Origin of the sequence: Halapricum desulfuricans, assembly GCF_017094525.1 — an archaeon.
In the GTDB taxonomy this organism is placed as follows: Archaea; Halobacteriota; Halobacteria; order Halobacteriales; family Haloarculaceae; genus Halapricum; species Halapricum desulfuricans.
Map to the genome: position 1 here is coordinate 341050 of NZ_CP064788.1, position 22967 is coordinate 364016.

The following is a 22967-nucleotide window of genomic DNA, read 5'->3' on the forward strand; positions in this document are numbered from 1 at the left end:
AACGGGTAAGGGGATGTTACCGCGAGACGATCACCGCCGCATACGGATCGCTGTCTGCTCCTTCCGAATCGACCGCCCGATAGCGGTCGGACCGATAAATCGATACCGCAACCGTATCACATCTCGGACGCTGCTCCCTCGGACAGCCGAGACGTCCGTCGGGCTAAGAGGTCGATCGTCCCACCTGGGAAAAGCCCGAATAGGTCGTGTTCACTGCTCGCAGGGGCTGACTAACAATACCGTCACAGCTTGAACTGTGTAGCGAGTGATGCACTATCTGTTCTTTACGAACACGCCTGCCCACGTCCACATGTACAAACATGTGATCAGGAAGTTACAACAGCGCGGTCACCAGACGTCCATTCTGGCACGGGATTACGGGTGTACGATCGCGTTGCTCGACTGGGAGGAGTTGGACTACACGGTCTACGGGAGTTGTGGCACCGACCGGCGGTCGCTGTTCAAGCAGTTGCCCGGCCACTATTACCACATCGCCCGAACGGTCCGACGACTCGACCCGGACCTCATCTTCGGGATGGGAGCGTACGGGGCCCACGCGGGGCTGCTCTCGCGAACGCCCTCGGTACTCGTTCTCGACTCCGAACCCACGTCGCTCGATCACGCGATATCGACACCGTTTGCACGCGTGATCCTGACACCGTCGGCCTTCCGGAAAGACCTGGGGGAGTCTCACTACACCTTCGAGGGGTTCAAGGAATCGGCGTATCTCCACCCGTCGGTGTTCGACCCCGATCCGACAATCCGGGACGATCTCGGTGTTGGGCCCGACGAGCAGTACGTCATCCTCCGGCTGAACGCCTTCGGCTCCCATCACGACGTCGGAAGGGACGGCCTCACGCCGGAGGTACGAGGGCCCCTGATCGAGCGCCTTGCAGAACACGCAACGGTCTTCGTCTCCGACGAGGACGACTCGCTCGACTTCTCGACGCTCCCCGCCCGCCCGTTCGATCTCCACCCGGCGAAGCTTCACGACGCACTGGCCGAAGCAAGCGTGCTCGTCGCAGACACACAGACGATGGTCACGGAAGCCGCACTGCTGGGGACGCCGGCCATCAGATCGAACTCCTTTGTCGGGGAAGACGACATGGGTAACTTCCTGGAGCTGGAGCGGGCCGGACTGATCGTCAACCTCCGGGACGCGACCGAAATCGTCGACAGGGCGATCTCATTACTCGCTGACGACGAGACTGGATCGACGTGGCGACAGCGACGGGACGCGTACGTCAAAGACATGGTCAACCTCACGGATATCCTCGTGGAGGTCGCCGAATCCTTCGAGACGGTCGAATCCGTATCACACCTCCGGCCAGCACGGCTGCGGGCAGAGCAGACACGCGGGGGCAAAAATGTCGGATGAATGGGACGAGATCGGATTCGTGATCAGCTCCGATTACCGGGTCACAACGCTGAAACGTCTCGCTGAGGGGCCTGCCACGCCCTCACAGATCGCCGACGAAGCCGATATCGGTATCGCCCATGTCTCCCGGGCACTCAAGGGACTGCGCGATCGGGGACTCGTCGAACTCCTGGTACCGGAGGAGCGCAAGAAAGGACGCGTCTACGGGATCACCACGGACGGAAACAATGTCTGGCAGCAGATCGAATCGCAGAACCTGATCGATTGAGAGCGGTTTCCTGACTGTGGGTGTCTTATACTCCTCCTCTGTAAAATAGTGGAAATATTCGGCCAGCCAGTGTGTCGAAATCAGATCGCCGCGCAACTCAAAAAGCCCGTGGCGATCCAACCGGGGCGTTTTGGACGACAAATCTCGAAGGAGACAGTTAGGATAATCGTGAATACAATGGCGCAAAACCGACAAAGTTCGCTCGAACTCTACGTACGGTCACTGGCTCCGCGGACTGCGATCAGGCCCCATCTCGACCGAATTGAGGCCCTCGAGGCGCTGGCCGCGGACGGTCTCGTTTCCGAGTATGCCATCCACGTCGTCGGGGACGGGATCATTCACGAGGGCGACTACGACGGAGTCCCGATCGCCCAACACCTCACCCAGCGCCTCGCTGAAATCGAAGCGTGGGCCGAGGAGCACGATGCCAGTATCCCCGGTATCAGAACGACGACCGTCACGGAAACTTATTTCAACGACATGGAGTACACCGTGACGAGGGTCCCCCACAAGATGGTTCTCGAATACACGAGCGGGCAACTCCGGTTTTGCTCACCGGCGATCGCCGACGGGGAGCGGTTCGGTGTCGACGAACATCTCGCCGACATTCGCACCTCAGCGGGATATTCGGACCGATCGAGAATGGAGCGAAATCTGTAGCGACCTCTCGGCGACGTGTAGCCGATTCTCGAAGAACAGCCGTGTTCTTTCCCACAGTGCACTCCGTCTGTTTTGAAAGACGGATTCTCGTAGTACAGCCGCTAGTCTGACCGACACTAGAAGGGCTGGGCCAGGTATATTACGTGATAGGCATTCCACGCGGTCACCGGTATGCCAACGAGAGACAATCCGAGTGGAACGGAAACACACTGTGGCCGGGGCAAGCGCTTCCATACCGCATAGCAACCACCCAAAAAGGCAGCTTTCACCCCGACAGCGGCGACGAACGTCGCCGCCACATCGAGGTCGTACTGCTCGATAAGGAACGCAAGGAGCGGCCCCGCTTCGGTGAGTCCCTCCATGCCGAGCCCGACGGTCGTCGTCACCACGTCACCGACACCGTAAAACAGGATCGCAGTCACCCAGATCGAGCGATCCGGTGACGGTCCGATCGAAGGCGAAACCAACCGTGAGTGCATAACCCGATACTCGGTCGGGAATATCTTGGTTAAATATGGCATATAGCAGAAATGATTCGATCCAGATCGCGGTTCGTCGATCGTAAGTACAACATTCATCACGCTGAACGCCGAACAGTCGGTAGATGCGACTGGACGACTTCATCGAGGACTTCCAGCGCGACGAGGCCGCCGAGAAGCGACGCCTCGCCGAACAGAAGTCCTACGAGATCACCGACTACCTCGATGAGGTCGAACGGGAGTTCGAGCAGGCTGTCTCCGGGGATTCGCTGTTCGGGGCGACGGCTCCGGAGATCTTCGTCGGTCGATCGTCGTACCCCAACGTCTCGACGGGCGTGCTCTCACCCGTCACGGACGGCAACGCCGCCGACTTTGCCACCTCTGGCGAGTGGTACCGGCAGGGCCTGGGCGTCTCTGAGGTCCTCCAGCGTCGGACCGGCCTGCTGAATTCGACCCGGTCGGCAAACGTCGACGTGCGGGACGTCTGGGACGGGTTCGTCGGCGTCCAGCGGGAAGTCGCCATCGCCGATCACCCCGTCGACGTCGAGGTCGGTCTGGACAGCAAACCCGATATCGACCTCTCGCTCGACGACGTGGGCGCACCGACCGGGCCGCGAGCCAGCGCCGAGTCGGCCGACCTCGCGGAGAACCCCCACGTCCCCCGGCCGGTCGAGAAGACGCTGGAGGACGACGACTGGCAGGCCGAGGGTGCGATGACCTATCTCTACCGGCGCGGGTTCGACGTCTACGACATCAATACGATCCTCTCGGCCGGCGCGCTCGGTCGGGGCCGAAACCGACGGCTCGTCCCGACGCGGTGGTCGATCACCGCCGTCGACGACACTGTCGGGCAGTACCTCCGTGGTGGGATCAGAAACGCCTCGACCATCAGCGAGACCGAGGTGCACTACAACGAGTACATGGGCAACCGCTACTGGATCGTTCTGACGCCCGGCCAGTGGGAGTTCGAACTCGTCGAGATGAAAGCCCCCGACAGCGTCTGGAACCCCGCTGGCGAGGCCTACTACCTCGCCAGCGCCCACGAGGGCTACGAGGGTCGGACGGGCTACGTCGAGGAGACCGCCGGCGCGTACTACGCCTCCCGACTGGGCGTGCTCGAGCACCTCCACGACCGGGACAGGCAGGCCAAGTGTCTCGTCCTCCGGGAAGTGACCGACGACTACTGGGCTCCGGTCGGCGTCTGGCAGGTCCGGGAAGGCGTTCGCAACGCCTTCGAGGGCCGGCACGGCGAGAGCGAGACCTTCCGACAGGCCGTGACCGACGTGACCAAGCAGTTGCCGGTCTCGCTGGATGCGCTCCGGCGCAAGTCAGAACTGGTCGCCGGGCTGCAGGCGAAACTGAGTGATTTCTGACCGCGACCGCTGTGATAGCCGTCACAGGACTTTTGCTCGCTGCCTGTGATGTATTCGCATGGAAAAAATCGTTCTCCAGTCGCTTGACACGCCCGATCCCGGTGGTATCGACGTCGCGTTCAGCCTCGGCGGCGGGGCCGCCAGCGCGTTCCTGTCGACGCTGCTTGTCGGGGCGATTCTAGTGGCGCTCGCTCCCGACTACACCGAGCGACAGATCGACGAGATTCGCGAGAACGTCGTCGGCGCGTTCATTTATGGGGTGATCTCCCTGATCGCGCTGCTACTCCTGTCGCTGGTGCTGTTCATCACGATTATCGGAGTTCCGGTTGCCGTCGCGCTGCTCGTGCTCGCGGTCGTCCTCTGGGCGGTCGGCGCGGCCATCGCTTTTCTCGCAATCGCCGACAGTCTGGTCGGACACGACGACGGCTGGGCCGTACCACTGGTGCTCGCTGCGGGGATCAACGGCGGGCTCGCGCTCACCGGGATCGGCGGGCTCGTATCGTTTTTCGTCGGCGCTGTCGGCTTCGGGACTGTCCTGCGAGACCTGCTGTGATCAGTCGACGATGACCTCGACCGGTTCCTCGTCCTCACCTGTTTCCTCGTGCTCGTCGCTACCGCTGGTTTCCTGATAGACCAGCAGCCCGGCGATCGCGAGCACGATCCAGGACCGCCAGTTCGCGAGGTTCAGCGTGTAGCCGACGCCGAACGGTTTCTCGACGACCATGCGCTCGCCGGGCTGCCAGTAGGACGACAGCAACCGCTTGAGGCTCGGTCGCTCGAAGTTGTACGGCACGCCGAAGAGTTCGCCGGACTGTGGCTTGTCCGTCATACACGGCCGTACGTCGGCCGACACTAAGTCGTTTGTCCTCGGTGGTTCGCCGGACTGCCTTTCCGCTTGCCGTCGGGACCGTCCCGTCCACGGCTGCGACTCGGCCAGCACTCCCCACCCGGAACGACGGGTCACAGGACTTTTCTCTATGGCTGGTGAGCATCGGACATGACCGCGTCCGCCGTCTTGCAGTCCTGTGCCTTCGGGGGATCGCCGGATCTCGTGACCACGCTTGTCGGTGGCGCAGTGATCACGTTTCTGGCGACACTGCTGAGTGGAGCGTTCCTGACGACGTTCGAGCCCCGGTATACCGACCGGATGATCGACGCGGTCCGCGCGCGGCCGCTCGGATCGCTCCTCTACGGGTTGCTCTCGATGTTGACTGCCAGACTGCTCGTGCTTTTGCTTACGATCACTGTCATCGCAGCCCCGGTCGCGCTGATAGTGCTCGTGGTTGCCGTCGTCGCCGCCGTACTGGGCGCGACGATCGTGTTCCTGGGAATCGCCGGTCGACTGGTCGACATCGACGACCACTGGCTCACGGCGCTGGTGCTCGCTGCGGCCCTCAACGGCGGACTGGTGCTCACGGGCGTCGGCGGGCTGGTCTCGCTCGGCGCTGCCGCGGCCGGCTTCGGCGCGATGTTGAACGACTACATCGGGTAGGCGCCAGCCCGATCAGCGCTGCTGGTCGTCCGCGTTCTCGATGATCTCGTCGGGGTCCTGGATGTCGGCCCCGATGTCGCCGGACTTGACCGCCTCTGCCTCCTGTTCCATCGCTTCGATGTCGACGTCCTCCGTCGCTTCGAGGATCTCTTCGATGTCGTCCAGGCCGAGCATCTCGCGGGTCTCGGCGTCGAACTCGAGCCCCTCGAGTATCTCGCCGTCGGTCCGGGTGTCGGAGCCGGTGAGGTGTTTGCCGTAGCGGCCGACCAGCGAGGTCAGTTCCTGGGGCAGGACGAACGTCGTCGATTCGCCCTTGCCGATCTCCTCGAGGGTCTCCATGCCGCGTTCGATGACGGCGCGTTCGCCCATCGCCTCGGCGGATTTGGCCCGCAGGACCGTCGAGATGGCGTCACCCTGTGCTTCGAGGATCTGGCTTTGCTTTTCACCCTGCGCGCGGATGATGTTCGACCGCTTGTCCCCCTCTGCTTTCTCGATCGCGCTCCGGCGTTCACCCTGTGCTTCGAGGATCATCGCACGGCGGCGACGCTCGGCGGAGGTCTGCTGTTCCATCGCCTGCTGGACGTCCGTACTCGGGTTGACCTCCCGGACCTCGACGCTCTCGACGCGGATCCCCCACTCGTCTGTCGGCTCGTCCAGTTCCTCGCGGATCTTCGAGTTGATCTGCTGGCGCTTGTTGAGCGTATCGTCCAGTTCCATGTCACCCAGCACCGCTCGCAACGTCGTCTGGGCCAGATTCGACACCGCGCGCTCGTACTGCTGGACCTCTAAGAACGCCTTCTTTGCGTCCATGACCCGGATGTAGACGACGGCGTCGGCGGTCACCGGCGAGTTGTCACGGGTAATCGCCTCCTGGCGCGGAACGTCCAGCGTCTGGGTACGCATATCGAAGACGTAGGTCTTGGAGACGAACGGCGGGATGAAGTGGATCCCCGGCTCGAGCAGGCGACGGAACTCCCCGAAGACGGTCACCGCGCGTTTCTCGTAGGCCTCGACGACCTCGACGGCGGAGTACACCGTCGCGACGGCGATCGACAGCAGGAGAAAGCCCGCGATCAGCACGGGATCGACCGTGAAACTGACCCCGAGTGCCCCGCTCGACAGCACGGCCAGCAGCGCAGCGATGACCAGTGCCGCGAGGATGATTGCAGTTGCGTTGTTCGCCGTCTTCCGGACGCGCGGAATGGATGACTTGTCCATACTTGAGACATGGTGACACACACGCAAAGTCTCGTCGCCCGTGACTGTCACTCCAGTTTGGCCCCGCAGGCCGGACACTTCGGGCCAGACTCGCCTTCGACCGGCTCGACCGCGAGCTGGCATCGCTCGCACCACCGCAGGTTGCCTCCCTCGCCGTCAGGTGTATCGTGGGTCATATTACCAATCACCAATCGTGCCGGGGAGTGCCTCTCGACGGAACGACGCCTACCGGCCGTGTTCCTCGTGGGCGCTGGCGAGGTGGCGGCCGGCAAGCGCACCCAGCAGCGAGAGTTCGCCGGCAAGCCCGGCCGCGGCGATGACTTCTGCGAGTGCGTCGCCGTTCGTGCCGACGGGGTCGCCACCGCCGGCGAGGCCGAGCACGTCCAGCGCCTCCGACTGGGTCGGCAGGCCGGTCCCGCCGCCGACGGTCCCGACCGGCAACGAGGAGAAGGTCACGGATGCGTAGAGGCCGTCCTCGCGGGCCTCGACGCTCGTGATCGCGTTCGACCCGTCGACGACGTGCGCCTCGTCCTGGCCCAGCGCGAGGAAGGCCGCGCCGACGACGTTGGCGACGTGAGCGTTGAACCCCAGACTGGCGGCCTTGGCGCTGCCGACCAGGTTCTTGCGCGTGTTGACTTCGGCGATGGCCTCGGCGGTCGTCCCGAATCGGTCCTCGACGACCTCGCTGGGCAGGAAGACGTCGGCCGCGACGGTGTAGCCGCGTCCCTCGACGGCGTTGATCGCGGCGGGCTTCTTGTCTGTACAGAGGTTCCCCGAGACCGCCACCAGCGAGGCGGGAGTCTTTTCTTCGACCACTTCGGCGACCGAGCGGCTGGCGATGGTCACCATGTTCATTCCCATGGCGTCGCCGGTGTCGAAATCGAACCGGAGGAAGACGTTGTCGCCGACGACGTACGGCGTCACCTCGTTGAACGCGATGTGCGGGTCGGTCTCCTCGGCGACCTCGGCGATCAGGTCCTCGTTGTCCTCGACCCACTCGACGACCTCGGCGGCCTCTGTGACGCCCGACACCGAGAAGACGGGCGCGCGGGTGATCCCGTACTTCAGCACCTCGGCCTTCGCGCCGCCGGCCTCGCGGATGGCTCCCATCCCGCGGTTGACGCTAGCGACGAGCGCCCCCTCGGTCGTCGCGAGTGGCACGTAGAAGTCGTCGTCGGCCGCCGATCCATCGATCGGGAGCGGCCCGGCGACTCCCATCGGAATCTGGGCCGCGCCGACCATGTTCTCGATGTTGGGCTCGGCGCGGTCGGCGGGGAACGAGTAGTCGCCGACCGTCTCCAGGTCGGCCCCGACTTCCTCGGCCAGCAGTTGCCGGCGAGCCGCGGCTGCCGTGTCGGCGTCGGCGTGGTCTTCGAGTTCGTACAGCCGGAGATCGCCCTCCCTGACGCGCTCGGCGAGGTCTGCTGCGCTTGGCATGCCAACAGATGACGGTCCCGAGACCCTAAACGTTGCTTTTGATACTGCCGGCTGTAACAAACTGAAGGAATTCGCCACCCCGGGGGGCGAATATCTTTACGAACTTACAGCCGGCAGTATGAGTGTGGTGCTGTGTGCGCTGGCACGGAGTGTAGCGGCTGTGGACCGAAAGGTTATGAATGAAGTCGCCCCTATTCCAAATTAATGGCGAGTTCCACGCGTGACAGTGATCTCGACCACGAAGACGAGATCCGGATGTGGCGGGAGGACGACGTATGGGTCATCACAGACGTGGAAACCGGCGTCACGACGCAGGGGGAAACCCGAGAAGAGGCCCTGGAAATGATCGACGAAGCCGTCGCACTCCACCGTGGTGACGCCGTGGGGACTCCCGAAGAAGAACGTGAGGTGCTTCGGGATCTCGATATCGACCCTGACGAGGTCAAGGCCGCACGCGAAGAGGACGATGAACTTCCGGAATTTCTGCAGTAAAATATACGGCCCGATTTCTCGGCGGTGTTCAGATAAGGATGAATAGTGAGGCGGTGTGTTTTCTGAGTGCTCTATGCCCGAAAACACACGCCTCAGCGGAAGTATCGACCAGATCAACTTAGAGTTTGTTGAACGCGAAGCGACACCGCGACTGCTGATGAAGCTCGGTATTCAGCTGCATCTTGCTGGACTATCGCTTTCGAATACAGTTTTGATTCTTGAGGTGTTTGGTGTCGAGCGGGCACGATCGACCGTTCATAATTGGGTTCACAAAGCCGATCTACAGCCAGAGTCTGGTCAATCACCGGATCACGTTGCGGTTGATGAGACCGTGATCCGACTCAATGACGAGCGGTACTGGCTGTACGCCGCTGTCGACCCCGAAACCAACGAATTGCTCCATACAAAGCTTGAACCGACAACAAACAAGGTGATCGCTCACTCTTTCTTCGCTGAACTCTGCGAGAAACACGATGTCGACGACGCTATGTTTCTCATCGATGGGTCGTTCTCGCTGAAAGACGCCTGTCAACGACACGGCCTCGATTTCAGATATGAACGCCATGGAAATCGGAATAGTGTCGAACGTATCTTTCGTGAGATAAAACGCCGTACCTCTTCGTTCTCAAACTGTTTCAGCAACGCCCGAGCAGAGACAGCCGACGACTGGCTTCGATCGTTCGCCTTCGCATGGAATCAGCTAATCTGAACACGACCATTTCTCCGGCCGAGAAGTCGTGAAGGCCGTTACTTCCCAAATGAGTCGAGAGGGGCCTGTCTGAACGGCCCGAAAAAGTCACTTTCTGTATGATTTGACTATCAGTTTCGGCTGCTCCCGCGGTGTAGATCGAGATGATTCCGATTCACCGCTCCGAACAGACGATAGCAACCAAATCTCGCCGGTGTCTGCCGACAGCTGTCGCTCACCGCCCAGTGAACAGGCCGTGGGCTGACCCCGGTCAGCCCGCGGCCGTTGCCTGTGACGCCCGCACACCAACCCCGTTCGCTTTGACTTTCCACCGGCGTCGTAACTCTTCTTCCAGCTCGTGCCGAATCCAGTCACGGAACGTCTTGAATGTGAACTCCTCGGGCAGGTCGCGCCCGCCCCGGCGCGGGCGGGCGACGACCGCCCACCTGAGCACGAGCCACAGGTTCTCCAGCAATGCTGCGACCAACATGATGGCAAACCGCACGACAGGATCACGCGTCGTCGTGATCCCGCGTGCTTGCCGGAGTAAGCGGTAGGTTGTTTCAATGCCAGAGCGTTTCCTGTAGAGGCGTTCGATTTGCTTGGCCGAGCGATCAGTAACGCCGCACGCGACGTAGCCACGGACAACCTCACCGTGCTTGCCACGATCACCGTTCTGGTAGGAGACAGCGACCGCGAGCGGGAAGCGCAGTTCCCGCTCGCTGTCTTTGTACATGCGATAGGTCGTCATGTACGACTTGTGGACGTCGAGTTTGTCTTTCATGCGCTCGCCCTTCTTCGGAACGTGGACGACCGTTGCGGCGATATCGCGAGCACGGCGGATGACGCGCTCGTTGTAGAAGCCGCTGTCGGCAAGCAGCAGGTCGATCTCGAAGGGGTAGTTCTCGACGCGGGCGAGCACGCGCTCGACCGCGTCAGCCTCATCTTCGTCACTGCGGACATACGTCATCGCCAGCGTCACCGGCTTCTCGTTGGAGACGACGTAGGCCGTGCAATAGCGGTGGCAGGTAGTTGTCCCGTCCTTGGGAGCCATCGAGCAGAGTTCGCCGTCGTCGGCGTAGTGCTCGCCATGATAGGGGTTATCGATGAAGTCGATGGAGACGATTCTCGACCGGTCAGGGTCGAGAATCGTCATGGCGAGGCGTCCGAGCAGACGGTTAGCGACGAACTCGAGCCACGCTCGGTCGAGCGTATGGAGCCATGTGAAGACAGTGTCGTCACACGGCGTTCCGTTGGTGTCGTTGCAGGTTTCCCAAATCGAGGTCTGGTTGACGCAAGCCAAGATGACGACGAGCCAGATGTCGCCGGGGTCGAGGGGGCTCCCCTCGACACCCGGCAACGGGAGTGGAGTAATGACTTCTTCCGCTACGTCTTTCACGTCCGATGCCGAAAGGTAACCGTCTGGATCGGGGATCTTGAACACATCCAGATCCAGACACTTTCTCGTTGTTAACTCGGCGATTCAATTCCGCTGATTACGCCGGTTGGGAAGTACCGAAGGCCCTGACAAAGAATCGCTTCCACATCGTCGATCGGACCGGAAGTCACGTCAGCGACTTCGAAGCGTGGTGTGAGTGGATCGAAGGCAATATTTGAGGGTCGCGGCGATCGCCCACGGGCAGCTTCAAGTCCGTCACGCTCGACTCTTGTGACATGAACGACGCTGCCGGGATCTACGCACGCGAATCGGACGTTCTCGATCGCTACGTCCAGATCGGGGTCGCGGGCGATCGCGTCCTCGCGCTCTCGTTCCCCGAATCGCCGGACGCCGAGTCGGATACTGACCACCCGATGCTCGACCGGATCGAGGCGTACCTCGAAGGAGAAGACGACGACTTCGCGGACGTGACGGTCGCGCTGACCGTCCCGACCGACCGGCGGGGAGTCCTGGAGACGCTCCGGGAGGTGCCTTACGGCGAGGAGGTCAGCGTCGAGCAGCTGGTGCGGATGACGCCGGGGCTCGATCCCGAGAGCGACGAAGACAGAGAAACCGTCAGGACGGCGCTCGCCGAGAACCCAGCGCCGCTGTTGCTCCCCGATCACCGGGTCCGTGACGGGCCGTCGGCTGCCCCGGGCGACGTCGCCGATCACCTCCGACGGATCGAGGGACTGTAGCACGGGCCGCCGGGCTCACGCGAGTCCCTCGTGAACGACGAGTTCCAGCGCGTTGACGAGGTAGTGCGCGACGACGACCACCAGCAGGCTCCCCGAGAGGACGAACGCGCCCGCGAGCACGACCCCGAGCACGCCGGTCACGGCGATTCCGGCGCGACCCTGTGCGCCGTGGCCCAGTCCGAAGGCGACCGAGGAGACGGCGACCAGCGGCCACGGCGAGAGGTCGAATCCGGCCGCGATGACACCGATCGCGGCCGCCCGGAAGAGTAACTCCTCGACGGCGGCGATCGTCGGGAGGACGAGTCCGAGCAGGACGAGCCAGCCGCCGGGCGAGTCGGGTGCGAGCATCGACCTGAGGCGCTCGTCGTACTCGATGCCCACCACGTCGAGCGCGCGGGAGCTGGCCTCGTTGGCCGCCCAGAGTCCGACGCCGAGCGCGACCCCCCACAGCAGTGTCCGTCCGGTAGTCTCGCCAGCGCCGAGACCGAACGCTCTCGGCGGAATGGAAAAGACGACCGCACCACCGACGACCACGACCGCGAACAGCCCCTGCGTGACCGCGACGTTGGCCAGCAGCGACGCCGTCGAGAGTTCGGTCAGTCGCGGGTGGGAGAGCCGCGTCCTGACTCCGCGTCGCGAGTGGACGCCCGGATCGACGCCGACCGGTGTGAACTGCCAGTCGATCGTTGGTGGATCGCGGACAGTTCGGGCCGAAAGCCACGCGAGAACGAGAAACGCCGTTAGAACGAGGCCAGTGAGCCCGGCGAAGGCGGCCCACTGGGGGTCAGCCATCTACTGCGGGCTGGGCGAGCTGGGGCCGACCTGCCGATCCAGCGCCTTGCCGGTGATCGACCGCAGGCGGTCGACCAGCGAGTCCTTCTCGGGTTCGCCCGCCAGCGCGACTTCGAGCACCTCGGAGAGGTGCTGGACGGGGATGATCTCGATCTGGTCCTTGTACTCGTCTTCGATCATCACGTCCTGCTCGTTGGCCGCGGGGATGATGATCCGGTCGATCCCGGACTTGGCCGCGGCCTCGATCTTGTGGGTGACGCCGCCGACCGGCAGCACGTCACCGCGCACGGACAGCGAGCCGGTCATCGCGACATCCTGCTCGATGGGGATGTTCTCCAGCGCGGAGATAACGGCCGTCGCCACGGTGACGGAGGCCGAGTCGCCCTCGACGCCCTCGTAGGACTGGACGAACTGGATGTGGATGTCCTTCTCGGAGATGTCCTCGTCGCTGAACTTCTTGATGATCGCGCTGACGTTCTGGACCGCCTCCTCGGCGATCTCCTGCAGTTTCCCGGTCGCGATCACTTCGCCGGGGCCCTGACTGGGCGTCACCTCGGCCATGACCGGCATGACGATTCCGCTGTCTTCGCCCATCACGGCCAGGCCGTTGACGCGGCCGACCACGCTGCCGTCACTGACTGTCAGCTCGTAGTCCTTGCGCCGCTCGATGTAGTTGTCCGCAAGCTGCTGTTCGATCGAGCGCGAGCGTCGCTTGGCCTGCAGGACGTCCTCGCGTTCGGTGAACTCCTTGTCCTCCGCGCGGGCGATGTCGCCGGCGACGCGGACCAGCCCGCCGAGGTCTCGGAGTTTGAGCGTGAGGTGCTCCTTCCGCCCGGACCGACGCTGGGCCTCGAGGATGATCTCCTCGACGGCCTCCTCGGTGAAGTGAGGCAGGCGGCCGTCCTTCTCGACTTCCTGGGCGACGAACCGGGCGTACTTGCGTCGCATCTCCGGCTCGTCCTCGATGGTGTCGTCCATGTACACCTCGTACCCGTACCCCTTGATACGGGAGCGCAGGGCGGGGTGCATGTTCTCCATGGCGTCGAGGTTCCCCGCCGCGACCATGATGAAGTCCGTCGGGACGGGCTCGGTCTGGACCATTGCACCCGAGGAGCGCTCGGACTGGCCCGTGATCGAGAACTCCCCCTCCTGGATCGCGGTCATCAGCTTCTGCTGGGACCGGATGTCCAGCGTGTTCATCTCGTCGATGAACAGCACGCCCTTGTTGGCCTTGTGGATCGCGCCGGCCTCGACGCGGTCGTGGCTGGGCGTCTCCATGCCGCCGGACTGGAAGGGGTCGTGGCGGACGTCGCCCAGCAGTGCCCCGGCGTGTGCGCCGGTCGCGTCCTCGAAGGGTGCGACCTGCTGGTTGGCGTTGTTGACCAGCAGGTTCGGAATCATCGCGTCCGAACCGCGGTTCAGATAGCGGAAGACCAGGAAGACGATCCCGGCCGCGAGAATGCCCAGCAGGATACTCCGGGCGAAAAACAGCGCGTACCCGATGATCGCGATGATGATGATCCACATCAGGAACGACCGCATCTGGTTGCGCTTGCGGGCCTCCTCCTTGTGGGCGTCGACGATCTGTTCGCCCTTGCCCGCCGGCACGGTGCGGACCTTCGGCTCGTTGCCGTCGTCGGGGTTGTGATAGACCAGCACGTCCTGCAGGTCTTCCTTGGGCAGCAGCTGGCTCATCGCCTTCGCCAGCATCGACTTGCCCGTCCCGGGCGAGCCGATCATCATCACGTGGCGGCGCTGCTTTGCCGCCTTCTTGACGATGTCCCGGGCGTGGTCCTGGCCGATCACCTGATCGACCAGCCGGTCGGGGACCTCGATCTCCTCGGTCGTCTCGATGTCGAGTCCACCCAGCAGACCGTCCGCGTCGTCCTCGACCGTCGCCTCGTCGCCCTCGACGGAAACGCCGCTACCCAGATCGGTCTTCGTGTCGTCCCCGTCGGCGACCGTCTCGTCGGCCGCTGGTTCGACCTCGCCGGCAGTCGATTCGACTGTCTCCTCCTCGTCCGTCCGAGGGGACGATGCCTCGGTCTCGTCGTCGACGGCCCGTTCCGACTCGCTGTCGGCAGACGTCGTGCCGTCTCCGTCGGGGGTGCCGTCAGTGTCTGTGTGTTCGCTCATTCTATTCGTTGCTGTCACCAGTAGTCAGGGTCTGTCGACTGATATACTTTCTCCCCTCGGCCAGACGCTCCGTCTCCGATATTATGCCGCGAGACCGGCTGTAGGGCCAATATTCCAGTTTTTCACCGATCGATGAAACGACCCGTGTGCCGTCCGACGGACTCGCGGGCTTTATAAAACGTGCCGCCGAGGTACAACCAGAGTTATGACTCGTGGGTTCTATATCGGCCGCTTTCAGCCGTACCACAACGGCCACCACACGGTGATAGAGCACATCGCCGACGAGGTAGATGAACTTGTCCTCGGGATTGGCAGCGCCGATGTCTCGCACACGGTCCGTAACCCGTTCACGGCGGGCGAGCGGATCATGATGCTCACGAAGGCCGTCCGGGAGTTCGAGCGCGAACACGACCTGGTTACATACGTCGTCCCGATCGAGGACATCGACCGCAACGCCGTCTGGGCCGGCCACGTCGAGAGCATGTGCCCGGACTTCGATGTCGTCTACTCGAACAACCCGCTGGTGATCCGGCTGTTCGAGGAGGACGAGATCGAAGTTCGACAGTCACAGATGTTCGATCGCGAACGGCTGGAGGGAACCGACATCCGCGAGAGCATGATCGACGACGACCCCTGGCGCGATCGCGTACCCGATCCCGTCGTCGACGTCGTCGAAGAGATCAACGGCATCCAGCGGCTGCGAACGATCGCACAGGACGACGTCGTCGATCGCTGGGAAGCCGACGAGGACAACGAGCCGTAGTACTGCGAGTCGAGCGCTCGTTCGAGAGCCGTGGCGTCTCGACGTCCCCCGCGACGCAACCCCTATCAATGAGGACGCCGAGTGAACGGATATGTACGCCGACACGCTCGTTCTCGATGTCGACGGCGTCCTGGTGGACGTCGCCGGGTCCTATCGCCGTGCGATCGTCGAGAGCGTCGAACGGGTCTACGGGGAGACCATCGCCCAGCCCGCGATCCAGCAGTTCAAAGACGCCGGCGGGTTCAACAACGACTGGGAGCTGACCGACGCCGTCGCGCTGTACGTGCTGGCCGGCCGAGAGGGGTTCCCGCTGAGCATCGAGACCTTTACCGATCGCATCGCCGCCTCGGGCGGGGGACTGGCGGCGGCCCGGTCGGTCGTCGACGACGAACTCGACCCGGCACAGCGCGAGCGTGCGCTCGACGCCTGGGACCGCGACCGACTCCGGGACGTGTTCCAGCAACTGTATCTCGGATCGGAGCTCTACCGGGAGATCGAGGGCGGCTCGCCCGAACTGCACACCCGGGGATACATCCACGACGAGCCTGTCCTGCTCAATCCGGAGATCCGCGACGAACTGACCGACCGGTTCGCGATCGGGATCCTGACCGGTCGCCCCGCCGCGGAGGCCGACATCGCGCTCGAACGGGTCGGACTCGACGTGCCTGACGCCCACCGGTTCACGATGGACGACTGGGCGGCGAGCAAACCGGACCCGACCGCGTTGGTGACGCTCGCCGACCGGCTCGGCGGCACGGAAATCGCCTTCGTCGGGGACACGCTCGACGACATTCGGACGGCGGAAAACGCCGCCCGCGTGGACCCGGATCGAACGTACCGCGGGATCGGTGTGCTGACCGGCGGGCTCGACGGCGACGCCGGACGCGAGAAGTTCGAACGCGCCGGCGCGAGCGCGGTCGTCGAGTCGGTCGACGATCTGCCCGAACTGCTGGAGTCGATCGAGGAGACGCCGGCGGACTGATCGCGGAACGCTTAACCACTTCTCGGCAAAGGTACGCCTATGCGAATCGCGATACTCGGCGGGACGGGAGACATCGGCGAGGGACTGGCGCTGCGGTGGGGCTACGACACCGACCACGAACTCGTGATCGGGTCGCGCGAGGCCGACCGCGCCCGGGCCAAGGCCGACGAGTACGAGACGGAACTGGACAGTCGCGGCCGGGACGTGACCATCGAGGGGGCGCAAAACCCCGACGCCGCGGCCGACGCCGACGCGGTCGTTGCGGCGGTTCCGGCGTACCACCTCACGGATACGGTCGAAGCGGTCGCCGACAGGCTGGACGACGCGGTACTGGTCAGCCCCGCAGTCGGCATGCAACGTGACGGTGACGGGTTTCACTACAACCCGCCCAGCGCCGGTAGCGTGACCGCGCTGGCGGCCGACGCCGCCCCAGAGGACGTCCCCGTCGTCGGTGCGTTCCACAACCTCGCGGCCGGTCGTCTGGCGAACCTCGACGCCGACCTCGGGATCGACACGCTACTCGTCGGCGACGACTCCGACGCCAAGTCGATCGTCGCCGACCTGGCCGACGGGATCGAGGGATTGCGACCGCTCGATGCTGGCGGACTCGCGAACGCACCCGAGATCGAGGGGATCACGCCGCTTCTGATCAACGTCGCCCAGCACAACGACGGGCTGCACGACCTGGGCGTTCGGTTCGGCTAATACTGGTGGCTATACGTTCGGAAAGATATCTGGCACGACGGCGTGCCAGATCATTTCGAAATGGTATAGCCACCAGTATAACACGCCAACGCTCGGCTGACGACCGCTCGGCCCCAGCTGTCAGTGATGACGAGCAAGTGCGAACGCCGTTCCATTCCGTTCTATAATGCTGATGTTTATTAACTCAGGTCCGCTCAGTTAGCATATGACCGTCGCAAGCGTTTCGATGCCGGAGGAGTTGCTCGATCGGATCGACGAGTTCGCCGACGAACACGGCTACACGGGCCGCAGCGAGGTGCTTCGGGAGGCCGCGCGGAACCTCATGGGCGAGTTCGAGGACAAGCGACTCGAAGAGCGGGAACTGCTGGGGATCGTGACGGTGTTGTTCGATTACGAGACGTCTAACGCCGAAGAGCGGATGATGCAGTTGCGCCACGAGTACGACAGGCTCGTGGTTTCGAACTTCCACAGCCACGTCGGCGACCACCAGTGCATGGAACTGTTCATTCTCGAGGGCGGTCTGGAGGACATCTCGACGTTCGTCGGCAAGATCCGGGCGACGCAGGGGACGACGACCGTCGATTACTCCGTGACGCCAGTCGACGTCAATGTCGCATAACGGGGCTGTCAGAGGCTCGTTCGCGGCCGCTAGGCCGTGACCATCCAGGTCGTCGAGGAAGAGTAACCCCACTTTTCGATGTCGATGTCGAAGTCGCCGTCCTGGAGCGGGGCCATGTTCGTCCCGACCTCCTTGGCCGACATGCCGAGTTCCTCGCCGATGAGTCGCGACTTGAAGTAGGTCTGCGTGTCGGCGTGCTCCCGGAGGTACTCCAGGATCGACTGTTGTTTGTCCGTCAGCGTGGTCTGGGCTCCCCCGCTTCCGTGTCGTTGTGCCGTCGCGCTCATATCTCTCCGTACGCATGATCCCCTAATAGGGAGTTTGGTACGATCGGCTAACTCTCCGCTGTCTTGCGGTTTCACGGTCGCAATCGATCCCAGACGGCCCCACAGCGGACCAGCGTGACGGGAGTGGTACGAGGCGGAAACAGTTCCGTTCCGTCGGGACCGGAACGGCTACCCGTCGTGGCGCACGTACAGCGCACAGTAGGCGTCGGGTTCGATCTCGCCGGCGACGCGCGTGCACGCTCCGACGCCGTCGTCGTTTCTGTCCTCGACGTAGTACCGGCAGTTCGAACACTGACGGTCCCCGCTCGGGGAGTCCTGATACGACGCAGCGTCCTTGCTGGAGAGGCCATCCGGGTCCCGTCGTTCACCGCCGATACTCGTCGCCGTCCGGTACGCCTCGGGCACGCCGCCGTCGTCGTCTCCGCCGCCCGCACAACCGGCCAGCGCGACCGCCGTCGCGGCCGTCGCACCGGCAACGAACCGCCGCCGAGTCGATCGTTGGTCGTTCATAGGCGGCGATACGTGCGCTGGAAACAAGGTTCTATGGGGGTCGATATTACGGAAGTGCGAGGGAAAGCCTCGCGCTTCAGCGCGCGGAGGAAGTCAAGAGAGGCGATCAGGCCACGTTGAACCCTTTGTCGCGCAAGAAGTCCTCGACGCGACCGGTGTGGTTGCCCTGGAGCTCGATCATGTCGTCTTCGACAGTCCCCCCACAGGCGAACTTCGATTTGAGATCCGAGGACAAGCTATCCATGTCGACGTCGTTCGGATCGAATCCCTCGATGATCGTTACCTCTTTCCCGTAACGGCGCTCGTCGATGCGGATGTTGATCTCCTGAGACTCTTTGGCGACGTCTTCACAGACGCAGAGCTCTTTGGGCAACCCGCACGTCGAGCAGACTTCCGACATTACAGGTCCCGGTACGAAATCAACCTACTAAACACTATCGGGACCACCACCTGACGTGCTCGGCGACGGCCGCGCCCGCGAGCGCGACGGCGCGTTCGGCAGTGTCCGGGTCGGCTTCGCCGGCGTACCGGACCCGCTCGTATCGCCGCCGGTAGGCTCGCGTGAGGTCGGCCGCCGGATCTGATCGGGGCTGCCGGCGCAACCAGACCGCACGATAGAGGCGTCGAAACACGCCGATACGGCGGCCGCCGGCGACGCTTTCGGCGACTTGCCCGACCCGATCCGACGTGTGTCTTCGAGTCCGTCATGTGTATCCGTGTTGTGTGATATGGCCTGCCACAGAGGGCCGACTGCGTGCTCTGCAATCCCACGCAGTCGTTGTCACGTTCACCGGCCGCAGTTAACGTTCTGACCATCAGGAGGTTGATAGTAACCGTCAGCGCTACCAGCTCTTGCAGTCCCGACACACCAGTCCGTCGTCCCCGCGCCACCGGCGTTCGACGACAGAACCGCAGGTCGCACAGGCCCCGCCCTCGGACCGGTAACTCATCGTCGAAATCGCTCGACCGACCGCCTCGGGCGGTTTCCCGCCCTGTCGTTCGTCAGTGGACTCGCCGGGCCGTTCCTCAGCGGGCTCGCCGGATTGCTCGTCGGACTCACCGACGCTCTCGTCGGACGTGTCGTCCCGCGCGAGGAAGTCTTCGAGGGTGGCGTCCCGCTCCATACAGCCCGGTCAGGGAGCCAGCGAGAAAAGTCCGCGGGACGAACACACAAGTACCAGCCGCGAGAAGGGGGGATATGGTTTCGCTGGAGACGTTCCTCTCGGAGTTGCTCGATAGCATCGGGGCGATCGGCCCGGCGTTCGTCGACGTGGCGACTCGGGACCCGATCGCCGCCGTGCTGGTGCTGTTCGGCGGACTGTTCGTCCTCGCGGCGGTCGGCGTCCTGGGCGTGCTCGCGCTGGGCGCGATCGCGGAGCTGGTCACGCCGAGTCGACCCGGCCGATCGCATCCCCCAGAAGCTCGATAGCCGTCTCGACGTCGGGGCCCAGCGGCGAGCCGGCGACGAAACTGTCGGCGTACTCGAGGACACTCTCGATCTGACCGGTGACGGTCCCGGGCGTGCCCGTGATGCAGAAGGCGTCGATCATCGCCGGCGTCACGGCTCCGAACGCCTCTTCGAAGTCCCCCCGGGAGATGGCCGCGCTGATCTCCTCGGCGCGCTCGCGGTCGAGACCGTGACGCTCCAGCAGCGGCGGCGCGGCGCTCCCGGTGATGAACGCCACCGGCGGCCGCGCGGCCTCGCGGGCGGCCTGCTCGTCCTCGGCGATCGAGACGCTCGCGTACGCGCCGAAGTCGAACTCGCCGCGGTGGTCCGGGCGTTCCTCGAGCCCCTGTGCGACCTGCTTGGCTGCCCACTCGTAATCGCGTCGATGTGAGCCGTTGAACAGCACGCCGTCGGCGTGTTTTGCGGCCATTCTGGTCATGTGCGGGCCCTGCGCGCCGACGTAGACCGGGATCGACCCGACCTCGTAGTTGAGGGCGGCGTCTTCGGCCCGGAACGTGCCGTCGTGATCGACGCGCTCGCCCGCCCACAGTCGCTGTGCGACCTTGAACGTCTCCAGCGTCCGCCGGAGCGCGCCGTCTTGGTCGTAGCCGAGGTTCGCGAGCGTCGATTTGTCGCCGGGGCCGATCCCGAACAGACCGCGACCGCCCGAGAGCTCCTCCAGCGTGGCCATCCGCGAGGCCAGCGTGACGGGATGGGTCTCGTAGGGATTGGCGATGCCCGGCCCGAGGCGGATGTCGTCGGTCTCGCGGGCGATGTCGGTCAGCGCCACGAACTGGTCGCGGTTGTTGTAGTGGTGGCTGACGAAGGCGGCATCGAGGCCGGCCGATTCGGCTGCGACTGCGAAGTCTGAAAGCGTTGCGACTGGGTGTTCTGGGGTGAGTTCGAGTCCGTACATCAGTAGCTCCACTGGCGTAGCGCCTGTCGAACGAAGTCGGTCTCCGGGTCCCGGAAGAGCAGGTCGTGGCCGTCGTGGTCGCCGAACGACCAGTCACGGACGACCGCGACCGGCGTTCCGCCCGCTCCCTCGCCGGTGACGAGGTTCGCCGCCCCGGCGAGTTCGTCGACCACCGACTGGACGGTCACGCCGAGTTCGCGCCCGTCGCGGTCGCGCTCGCCGCGCCAGTCGCGGTTGGCGGCCATCCCGTCCCAGCCGAGTGCAACCGCGCGCTGGCCGTGACGGAAGGGGCGACCCGACGTGTCGGTGACGACGACTGCGACGTCGGCCGACAGCGACTCGCGGATCGCCCGGGCGCTGGCGGCGGGGTCGTCCGGCAACAGCAGCAGGTCTCCGTCGGGGACGTTCGAGCGGTCGATCCCGGCGTTGACCGTGATGTGCCCGAACTGCGTGACCGTCAGCAGGAACGGCGCCTCCATGAGCAGTTCCTCGCTCTCCGCGAGGACGGCCTGCGCGAAGCGGGGGTCCTTCCGGTCGCCGGTGATCCCCTCGAGACGGCGTGCGATCGACCGGGCGCGGTGGCTCGGCTCGAACGCCGAGAGGTCGAACGCCCGTCCCTCAGCTTTCGAGACGATCGTGCTCGCGACGCAGACCACGTCGCCGTCCTGCAGGTCAGCCTGCGCTTCGATCAGCGCGGCGATATCGTCACCGGCCCGGACCTCCGGGAGTCCCGGGACCGCGAAGACCTCCATACCAATCCCTGGGGCGAGATACACAAAAAGTGACCCGATAGAAGCACGGCCTGCCAGAGACGCGTACAGCCCACGGTAGGGATTACCGTCGCCGATCGGGTGACAGGATCATCGTTCCCGGGCGAACACTATGGATTTCTACGTCAACCTCTGTCAGTACCGAAAGGATTTCGGTTCTCTGTCGTGATCGGTCAGATACCAATGTCCAGCTTCGGGGCTGCCGCTGTCGGGGCCGGATCCGGGGCCGACACCGAGATTGATCTCGGTGCGGGTGCCGTCTACCAGTATTATCACACGCCCTGGACAGAGATACGGGCGTCGCTTGATGCCGTCGCCGCGGCGGGCTACGACGCGATCCAGGTTCCGCCGGCCCAGCGGAGCAAACGTACCTGGTCGGACCCGGAGCCGCGGGGCTATCAGCCGATCGATCACCTCGATTTCGACAGCGTCTTCGGGACCGAATCGGCGTACCGAGAGATGGTCGAGACGGCCCACGAACACGGGCTGGCCGTCATCGCCGATGCGGTCACCAACCACATGGCCGAGGGAGTCGATTTCGACCAGTTCCCGCACTTTAGCTGGGGCGATTTCCGTCACGAGGGGCCGATCAGGGACGACGAGGACGACTGGGAACTCCAGCACCGCGACCTCGAGGGGTTGCCGGACCTCCGCCAGGAGTCGGCTCACGTTCGGGACGTGCTGGAATCGTACGTCGACAGGTACGCCGAGATGGGCGTCGACGGGGTTCGCTGGGACGCGGTCAAGCACGTTCAGGCGGCGTTCTTCCGCGACTACGCGAACCCGTGGGCGGCCGAACGTGGTCTCTTTACCGTCGGTGAGGTGCTGCACGGCTCGGTCTCGTACTGCGAGGCGTATCTCGAGACGGGCATGACGGTCATGGACTATCCGCTCTATTTCACGATGCGCGAGGACGTGTTCCACCGGGACGGCGATTTCAACGCCCTGGAGGGGGCTGGCCTCGTGAACCGGGATCCGGGTCGGACGATGACGTTCGTCTCCAACCACGACAGTCCACCGCCGGAGTACGAGGTGCTCGCACACGCGTTCATCCTCACGTATCAGGGATATCCCCGCGTGTACAGCAACCGCTTCGAGATCGAGAACGAGACGATCTCGAACCTGCTATCGATCCGGCGGCGCTTCGCCGCGGGGCCGGCACTGACGCGCCATCTCGACGCTGCCTGTTACGTGTTCGAACGCGAGGGGAACCTGCTGGTCGGACTCAACCGCGCTGCTGACTCCCGCTCCGTCACGGTCGACACGCCCTGGGAAGCGACCACACTGCAGGACTACGCCCACACCGGCCCGGACGTTACGACCGACGCTGACGGGACCGTCGAGCTCTCGATCCCACCGGTCGACTGGGTCTGTTACGCACCCTGATAGCGGTGCGAACCCGGACTTCCGTTCCACGCC

The 22967-nt window shown here is 64.0% G+C and carries 30 protein-coding genes; 15 read left to right on the forward strand and 15 right to left on the reverse strand.

The features are described from left to right. Window positions 1-268 precede the first annotated feature (268 nt). The 3 genes from HSR122_RS01680 (at window position 269) to HSR122_RS01690 (ending at window position 2306) form a co-directional block, all read left to right on the forward strand. A complete protein-coding gene (locus tag HSR122_RS01680; RefSeq protein WP_229110962.1) occupies window positions 269-1378 on the forward strand; it encodes a DUF354 domain-containing protein in 1110 nt (369 codons plus the stop codon). Continuing rightward, window positions 1368-1646: a winged helix-turn-helix domain-containing protein gene (locus HSR122_RS01685; protein ID WP_229110963.1), complete on the forward strand. Its 279-nt coding sequence runs from the start codon at window positions 1368-1370 to the stop codon at window positions 1644-1646. The genes HSR122_RS01680 and HSR122_RS01685 overlap by 11 nt, the downstream gene beginning before the upstream one ends. A gap of 177 nt (window positions 1647-1823) precedes the next feature. Continuing rightward, on the forward strand, window positions 1824-2306 hold the full coding sequence (locus HSR122_RS01690) for an HTH domain-containing protein (RefSeq protein WP_229110964.1): 483 nt from the start codon (window positions 1824-1826) through the stop codon (window positions 2304-2306). Window positions 2307-2422: 116 nt separating this feature from the next. Here the strand turns inward: HSR122_RS01690 and HSR122_RS01695 are convergent, their stop codons facing one another. Next, window positions 2423-2785 (reverse strand): hypothetical protein, encoded by a 363-nt coding sequence (locus tag HSR122_RS01695; protein WP_229110965.1) that lies wholly within the window; start codon window positions 2783-2785, stop codon window positions 2423-2425. 125 nt (window positions 2786-2910) lie between these two features. Between HSR122_RS01695 and nreA the strand changes: the two genes are divergently transcribed. Together nreA and HSR122_RS01705 are read left to right on the forward strand one after the other, a co-directional pair. Next, a complete protein-coding gene (gene nreA / locus HSR122_RS01700) occupies window positions 2911-4158 on the forward strand; it encodes a DNA repair protein NreA (protein ID WP_229110966.1) in 1248 nt (415 codons plus the stop codon). A gap of 58 nt (window positions 4159-4216) precedes the next feature. Then, a complete protein-coding gene (locus tag HSR122_RS01705) occupies window positions 4217-4711 on the forward strand; it encodes a hypothetical protein (RefSeq protein WP_229110967.1) in 495 nt (164 codons plus the stop codon). Here HSR122_RS01705 and HSR122_RS01710 read toward each other — a convergent pair whose 3' ends face one another. Next, window positions 4712-4987 carry a DUF5808 domain-containing protein gene (locus HSR122_RS01710; RefSeq protein WP_229110968.1) on the reverse strand — a complete coding sequence of 92 codons (276 nt, stop codon included), beginning with the start codon at window positions 4985-4987 and terminating at the stop codon, window positions 4712-4714. A 168-nt stretch (window positions 4988-5155) separates the two neighbouring features. Between HSR122_RS01710 and HSR122_RS01715 the strand changes: the two genes are divergently transcribed. Beyond that, window positions 5156-5650 (forward strand): hypothetical protein, encoded by a 495-nt coding sequence (locus HSR122_RS01715; RefSeq protein ID WP_229110969.1) that lies wholly within the window; start codon window positions 5156-5158, stop codon window positions 5648-5650. A gap of 12 nt (window positions 5651-5662) precedes the next feature. Here HSR122_RS01715 and HSR122_RS01720 read toward each other — a convergent pair whose 3' ends face one another. From HSR122_RS01720 to hmgA, 3 genes are read right to left on the reverse strand one after another with little or no spacing between them, the layout of a single operon-like run. Beyond that, window positions 5663-6868, reverse strand: coding sequence for an SPFH domain-containing protein (locus HSR122_RS01720; protein ID WP_229110970.1), 1206 nt, complete (start codon window positions 6866-6868; stop codon window positions 5663-5665). A gap of 47 nt (window positions 6869-6915) precedes the next feature. Then, the gene (locus HSR122_RS14875; RefSeq protein WP_267491211.1) at window positions 6916-7044 is read right to left on the reverse strand and encodes a hypothetical protein; all 129 of its coding nucleotides are present in this window, start codon (window positions 7042-7044) and stop codon (window positions 6916-6918) included. A gap of 49 nt (window positions 7045-7093) precedes the next feature. Further along, entirely contained in the window at window positions 7094-8305 is a 1212-nt protein-coding gene (gene hmgA / locus HSR122_RS01725) for a hydroxymethylglutaryl-CoA reductase (NADPH) (protein WP_229110971.1), read from the reverse strand. A gap of 204 nt (window positions 8306-8509) precedes the next feature. Here hmgA and HSR122_RS01730 point away from each other — a divergent pair, with 204 nt between their 5' ends. Beyond that, a complete protein-coding gene (locus HSR122_RS01730; protein ID WP_229110972.1) occupies window positions 8510-8797 on the forward strand; it encodes a type II toxin-antitoxin system HicB family antitoxin in 288 nt (95 codons plus the stop codon). A gap of 73 nt (window positions 8798-8870) precedes the next feature. Continuing rightward, a complete protein-coding gene (locus HSR122_RS01735) occupies window positions 8871-9506 on the forward strand; it encodes an IS6 family transposase (protein WP_229110973.1) in 636 nt (211 codons plus the stop codon). A gap of 250 nt (window positions 9507-9756) precedes the next feature. Here the strand turns inward: HSR122_RS01735 and HSR122_RS01740 are convergent, their stop codons facing one another. Next, window positions 9757-10929, reverse strand: a complete 1173-nt coding sequence (locus HSR122_RS01740; protein ID WP_229110974.1) for an ISH3 family transposase — start codon at window positions 10927-10929, stop codon at window positions 9757-9759. A 230-nt stretch (window positions 10930-11159) separates the two neighbouring features. Between HSR122_RS01740 and HSR122_RS01745 the strand changes: the two genes are divergently transcribed. Continuing rightward, on the forward strand, window positions 11160-11621 hold the full coding sequence (locus HSR122_RS01745) for an MGMT family protein (RefSeq protein WP_229110975.1): 462 nt from the start codon (window positions 11160-11162) through the stop codon (window positions 11619-11621). A 15-nt stretch (window positions 11622-11636) separates the two neighbouring features. On the opposite strand, the gene HSR122_RS01750 is transcribed toward HSR122_RS01745, so the two are convergent. Next, on the reverse strand, window positions 11637-12413 hold the full coding sequence (locus tag HSR122_RS01750; protein ID WP_229110976.1) for a CPBP family intramembrane glutamic endopeptidase: 777 nt from the start codon (window positions 12411-12413) through the stop codon (window positions 11637-11639). After that, complete coding sequence (gene lonB, locus HSR122_RS01755) at window positions 12414-14549, reverse strand: ATP-dependent protease LonB (RefSeq protein ID WP_229110977.1); 2136 nt, start codon at window positions 14547-14549, stop codon at window positions 12414-12416. Window positions 14550-14754: 205 nt separating this feature from the next. Here lonB and HSR122_RS01760 point away from each other — a divergent pair, with 205 nt between their 5' ends. The 4 genes from HSR122_RS01760 to HSR122_RS01775 all read left to right on the forward strand — a co-directional run bounded on the left by HSR122_RS01760 (window position 14755) and on the right by HSR122_RS01775 (window position 17618). Then, window positions 14755-15312, forward strand: a complete 558-nt coding sequence (locus HSR122_RS01760) for a nicotinamide-nucleotide adenylyltransferase (protein ID WP_229110978.1) — start codon at window positions 14755-14757, stop codon at window positions 15310-15312. A gap of 91 nt (window positions 15313-15403) precedes the next feature. Continuing rightward, window positions 15404-16294 carry a TIGR01548 family HAD-type hydrolase gene (locus tag HSR122_RS01765; RefSeq protein ID WP_229110979.1) on the forward strand — a complete coding sequence of 297 codons (891 nt, stop codon included), beginning with the start codon at window positions 15404-15406 and terminating at the stop codon, window positions 16292-16294. Between the two features lie 39 nt (window positions 16295-16333). After that, complete coding sequence (npdG, locus tag HSR122_RS01770) at window positions 16334-16999, forward strand: NADPH-dependent F420 reductase (protein ID WP_229110980.1); 666 nt, start codon at window positions 16334-16336, stop codon at window positions 16997-16999. A 205-nt stretch (window positions 17000-17204) separates the two neighbouring features. Then, window positions 17205-17618, forward strand: a complete 414-nt coding sequence (locus HSR122_RS01775; RefSeq protein ID WP_229110981.1) for a CopG family ribbon-helix-helix protein — start codon at window positions 17205-17207, stop codon at window positions 17616-17618. Between the two features lie 29 nt (window positions 17619-17647). Here HSR122_RS01775 and HSR122_RS01780 read toward each other — a convergent pair whose 3' ends face one another. The 5 genes from HSR122_RS01780 to HSR122_RS01800 all read right to left on the reverse strand — a co-directional run bounded on the left by HSR122_RS01780 (window position 17648) and on the right by HSR122_RS01800 (window position 19539). Beyond that, a complete protein-coding gene (locus HSR122_RS01780; protein ID WP_229110982.1) occupies window positions 17648-17905 on the reverse strand; it encodes a DUF7123 family protein in 258 nt (85 codons plus the stop codon). Window positions 17906-18073: 168 nt separating this feature from the next. Then, a complete protein-coding gene (locus HSR122_RS01785; RefSeq protein ID WP_229110983.1) occupies window positions 18074-18415 on the reverse strand; it encodes a high-potential iron-sulfur protein in 342 nt (113 codons plus the stop codon). 106 nt (window positions 18416-18521) lie between these two features. Then, complete coding sequence (gene yciH, locus HSR122_RS01790) at window positions 18522-18815, reverse strand: stress response translation initiation inhibitor YciH (RefSeq protein WP_229110984.1); 294 nt, start codon at window positions 18813-18815, stop codon at window positions 18522-18524. Window positions 18816-18849: 34 nt separating this feature from the next. Continuing rightward, window positions 18850-19047, reverse strand: a complete 198-nt coding sequence (locus HSR122_RS01795) for a hypothetical protein (RefSeq protein WP_229110985.1) — start codon at window positions 19045-19047, stop codon at window positions 18850-18852. Window positions 19048-19257: 210 nt separating this feature from the next. After that, a complete protein-coding gene (locus tag HSR122_RS01800; RefSeq protein ID WP_229110986.1) occupies window positions 19258-19539 on the reverse strand; it encodes a DUF7573 domain-containing protein in 282 nt (93 codons plus the stop codon). Between the two features lie 74 nt (window positions 19540-19613). On the opposite strand from HSR122_RS01800, the gene HSR122_RS01805 reads away from it, so the two are divergent. Next, a complete protein-coding gene (locus HSR122_RS01805; protein ID WP_229110987.1) occupies window positions 19614-19844 on the forward strand; it encodes a hypothetical protein in 231 nt (76 codons plus the stop codon). Here HSR122_RS01805 and HSR122_RS01810 read toward each other — a convergent pair. Together HSR122_RS01810 and HSR122_RS01815 are read right to left on the reverse strand one after the other, a co-directional pair. Next, complete coding sequence (locus tag HSR122_RS01810; RefSeq protein ID WP_229110988.1) at window positions 19798-20778, reverse strand: 5,10-methylenetetrahydromethanopterin reductase; 981 nt, start codon at window positions 20776-20778, stop codon at window positions 19798-19800. The two genes, HSR122_RS01805 and HSR122_RS01810, sit on opposite strands and share 47 nt — an antisense overlap. Continuing rightward, the gene (locus tag HSR122_RS01815) at window positions 20778-21530 is read right to left on the reverse strand and encodes a coenzyme F420-0:L-glutamate ligase (RefSeq protein ID WP_229110989.1); all 753 of its coding nucleotides are present in this window, start codon (window positions 21528-21530) and stop codon (window positions 20778-20780) included. The genes HSR122_RS01810 and HSR122_RS01815 overlap by 1 nt, the downstream gene beginning before the upstream one ends. Window positions 21531-21731: 201 nt before the next feature. Here HSR122_RS01815 and HSR122_RS01820 point away from each other — a divergent pair, with 201 nt between their 5' ends. Further along, entirely contained in the window at window positions 21732-22934 is a 1203-nt protein-coding gene (locus tag HSR122_RS01820; protein WP_229110990.1) for an alpha-amylase domain-containing protein, read from the forward strand. Window positions 22935-22967 lie beyond the last annotated feature (33 nt).